The 4099-nt window shown below is 46.7% G+C and carries 3 protein-coding genes; all 3 read right to left on the bottom strand.

Going from position 1 to position 4099, the window contains the following annotated elements:
- Positions 1 to 1021: MBOAT family protein (locus IQ270_RS28755; RefSeq protein ID WP_193976530.1), on the bottom strand; the 1021-nt coding region annotated here is incomplete at its 3' end.
- 122 nt (positions 1022 to 1143) lie between these two features.
- Complete coding sequence (locus tag IQ270_RS28750) at positions 1144 to 2682, bottom strand: ATP-binding protein (RefSeq protein WP_193976529.1); 1539 nt, start codon at positions 2680 to 2682, stop codon at positions 1144 to 1146.
- A gap of 202 nt (positions 2683 to 2884) precedes the next feature.
- Positions 2885 to 3904 (bottom strand): ATP-binding SpoIIE family protein phosphatase, encoded by a 1020-nt coding sequence (locus IQ270_RS28745; protein WP_193976528.1) that lies wholly within the window; start codon positions 3902 to 3904, stop codon positions 2885 to 2887.
- Positions 3905 to 4099 lie beyond the last annotated feature (195 nt).

The following is a 4099-nucleotide window of genomic DNA, read 5'->3' as shown; positions in this document are numbered from 1 at the left end:
CTATAAATCCCCAAGCCGCCCCGTGCCAAATTCCGGCAATTAACATGACGATCGACAAATTCAGACAAGTGCGCCACAAAGCGACACGCGAACCCCCCAACGGAAAATACAAATAATTTCGCAGCCAATCGCCCAAAGTCATGTGCCAGCGTCGCCAAAAATCACCGATGCTGGTACTAAAATAAGGGAAATCAAAATTTGGCGGCAAATACCAACCCAACAGCAAAGCAGTGCCGCGTGCCATGTCAACGTAGCCGCTAAAATCGAGATAAAGTTGCAGCCCGTAAGCAAAAATTGCCAGCCACAAATCCTCGCTGCCCGCCCGCTGCAAATTGGTAAAGCTTAAATCGACATAAATTCCCAAGTTGTCAGCGAAAAGACCTTTTTTGACTGCACCGAAGGCGATCGTCCAAAGTGCCTCAGAAATGCGATCGGGTGTCGGAAAGTTCTGGGATTTGAGTTGATAGATCAAGTTGTGATAGCGAGTAATCGGCCCTGAAATCAGTTTGGCAAAAAACAACTTGTAAGCTGCAAAATGCAGCAGCGAAGTAGCCGCCGGCGCGCCTCGGTACACATCAATCAAATAAGATATGCACTCAAAGCAAAAGAAACTCAATCCCAGGGGTGCGATGACGTGAGTTTTGACCCAGTTAGCGCCGTCGATAGCAACAGGCCAATTCAACAAAGTGCCGATCGAACTTAATACAAAAGGAACATACTTAAAACCTAGCAGCAGCAACACGTTCAGCGTAATTCCCACCCACAGCAACCACAAACGGCGGCGGTTCCAAGAAGCATTAGCAATCCGCCAATCCAGAGGTTCCCCAATCGCCGTCGCCAAGCAGTAATTAAACAAAACACTGACTAAAAGCAGAGGAATGTACCAAATTTGCAGCGAAGCGTAAAAAATCAGACTACCCGCTAGCATGATAAACAGCCGCCACCCGCGCAGCGGAACCAACCAGTAAGCGACAAACAAAACTAATAGAAACTGAGCATATTGAAGGGAGATGAAAGTCATACCATTTGAGATTTTAGGATTGGGGAATGGTTGATAAGCTGATGTGCTTCTAAATTTCAATATGCAATTTAGATGCACATCAGCTTATCACGTCCGGTCTCGCTAAAGCCGATCGCCAATCCTCAGCACCGTTGGCGGCCCCGATCGCGATACACTGAATTTTTGCCATTAACTGTTTGGGCAAATACCGAAAAACAGTCTTCAGCCTCCACCCTCAAAACTTTTGCTGCCAAATCCCGCGCCTGCGATCGAGAATTTGTTTCCGGCAGCGGTGTTTTAACTCCCTTAGCTGCCGACAGTTCCAAAGGTTTTTCTAAATCTCCATCATAAACGATCGGCAAATTCACAAAAAAAGTCGAACCAACTCCCGGCGAACTTTGTATTGCAATACTTCCCTCCAGAAATTCCGCCATTTTCTTGCACAGAGACAATCCCAATCCCGTGCCTTTCACGCCATTCTGCAAGTGATTTTCGATTTGGACAAATTCTTCAAAAATCCGCGTTTGGTCGGCGGGCGGAATACCAATGCCCGTATCTGCTACTGAAAAAGTCACTGTTCCCCCCTCTCCCATTTGGGCAGCAACTCGCACTTCGCCTGCTTCCGTAAATTTGAGGGCATTATAAATGAGGTTGCGTAAAATTTGAGAAACTTTTCCCTCGTCGGTGGTGAGAATTGGAAGTTCCAGAGGCGCTTCAAAAATTAGACTGACGGACGAGTTTTGCGGCAGCAGCGGGCGCATCATTCCCCGCAGGGCGCTGAACAAATCTTCGACTTCAAAATCCGCGACGCGAACTGTTACTTTTCCGGCTTCGACTTTGGCTAAATCTAACGAGTCGTTGACAAGTTCTGCCAAAGACTCGGCAGATTTGCGAATAAGATTTACTTGCTTGTCTTGTTCGGGTGAAAGTTCTCCGTCGAGGCGATTTAACAAGATTTCCGAAATGCTTATAATTGCCGTTAGCGGAGTGCGAAACTCGTGGCTCATATTGGACAAAAAGCTGGTTTTGAGTTCGCCCTCTCGCTGGAGAGATTCGGCTTTTTCGTTCAATTCGGTGTAAAGTGCCACGACTCCGCGATTGGTATCTTCTAGCTGTTGATTTAATTGTACGAGTTCTTCTTGACGCTGGCGGAGTTCGTCTAAAGTTCGCAGCAATTCTTGATTTTGTTGCTGAATTTCGGCGTAGGGATCTTCGGGAATTTGGCGCGCTAGTTTGTCAACTAATTGATTTAGTTCGATCGTACTCAGCGCAGGCATCTGTTTAGAAAACTGCTTCATTAATTGTACGACAGTTCCGCGATCGGGCGCCGAATCGATTTGCACGTCATCCATCAACCGTTTCGCCGCTGCTAAACCGAGTCCCGCACCAGTTTGCGATCGAAAATTGGGGCTCAACACCGCCGATAAATCAGCAATTCCCGGCCCGTTGTCAGAAATCCGAGTCCGAAAAATTTGGCGCGATTCCCCTTCCACAATAAATTCTACTTTGCCACCGCCTGCATATTTGAAAGCATTGCGGGCAATTTCGGAAACTGCTGTGGCGATGCGAGTTTGTGCTTGGGAATCGAATCCTAGCCCTTTAGCAATTTGGCGCGCTCTTTGGCGTACTTTTACTATATCTTGTTCAAAGCGGACTTCCGTCGTCAGGATTGGGTAACTCATGCTATTAAATCTCTTGCCTCAGTCCTTTTAATCAAAATTTAGGACGGGCTTTGCAGCCATTCTCACAAAAATCAATTTTTCTTGGAGAATGGCCACAAAGCCCGTCCTAACTATTTTTGCCAGGGGCATATTTTCGATTTTCGCATTGAATTTTTTCAAGAGGGGAATCACTGATTGCCATCATTTTTTTTCGGAACAGGTATTAGGCTGGTTGTCTTACCTTAGCTACTACAACTGTCATATCATCGCGGGTACGTTTGAAGTCCCGGTAGAGTACGGCTGCAATTAAAGCTGGATGTCTGGCGGCCAAACCCGGATAGCGGTTTAAATTCCACTGCGCGGCTAAACCGTCCGAGTGCATGATTAGCAGGGACTGCGGCGACCAAGGATAGACAAATTCTGCTACTTTTGGCATCATGTGTCCAACAGTACCGTTGTAAGAAACCATGCTGCGGCTACGGTTATCTGTGACGACTACACCAGAGATGTTGCCAACTCCGGCAAAACAGACTTTTTGTTGTGTACGATCGATTCGGGCGATCGCAGCAGCAGCTCCTCTGGTATTTTTTAAAGCAGCGTGAGCCTTCTCTAAAATAGCTTTTGGTTCGAGTTTAGCATTTTCCCGCAATACCCGCACTGCTGACTGCGACGCCTCCTGAGCCAAAACCCCGTAGCCGAGCCCGTCAGCAACTAAAATCAAGTTTTTGTCAAGGTGATTTTCTGTAGCCCAGGAATCCCCGCAAATTTCCTCTCCTGCTTTCGGCAAGCCGACTACCCCAAATTCCAAATAATTGCTGTTTTGGGGGGCTTCCAGGCAATTTTGTGTGGGTTCCAAGCGCATTAATAAGGCTGTCCCCAGTTTCGGTACTGAATGAATATCAAAAAAACTAGAAAGACGTTTAATCGCGCCGAGTCCGGTTCCGGGAGTTCCCGCAGTCGAAAAACCGTCTCGCAAACACTGACCGACATTTGCCATTCCCGGCCCCCGGTCTAACGCTACTATTTCAATGCTGTATCCTGCCTCTGTTTTTAAGGTTTGCAGCAAAAGTTCTGCTTCGCGGGCGTGTTTGACTGCGTTTTTTGCTGCTTCGGTGGTGACAATTGCCACTTTACCGCGATCGGTCTCGTTAAATCCGACTTCGGTCGCGAGGGCGACTGCAATTCGCCGCGCTTCTCCGACTTGACTTTCTTCTGTTACGGGCAAGGCTACGGCATTTATCATTAATTTTGTAGTTTTAATCTTAAGCTAGTCAGTAGTCATTAGTCATTAGTCAGTAGTTATTAGTCAGTAGTTATTAGTCATTAGTCATTAGTTATTAGTTATTAGTTATTAGTTATTAGTTATTAGTAACAATTACCAATTACCAGTTACCAATTACCAGTTACCAATTACCAGTTACCGATGCCCTCTTTGCCC

The organism is Microcoleus sp. LEGE 07076, assembly GCF_015207455.1.
GTDB lineage: Bacteria > Cyanobacteriota > Cyanobacteriia > Cyanobacteriales > Microcoleaceae > Microcoleus.
This window is presented reverse-complemented; position numbering and strand designations above follow the sequence as displayed.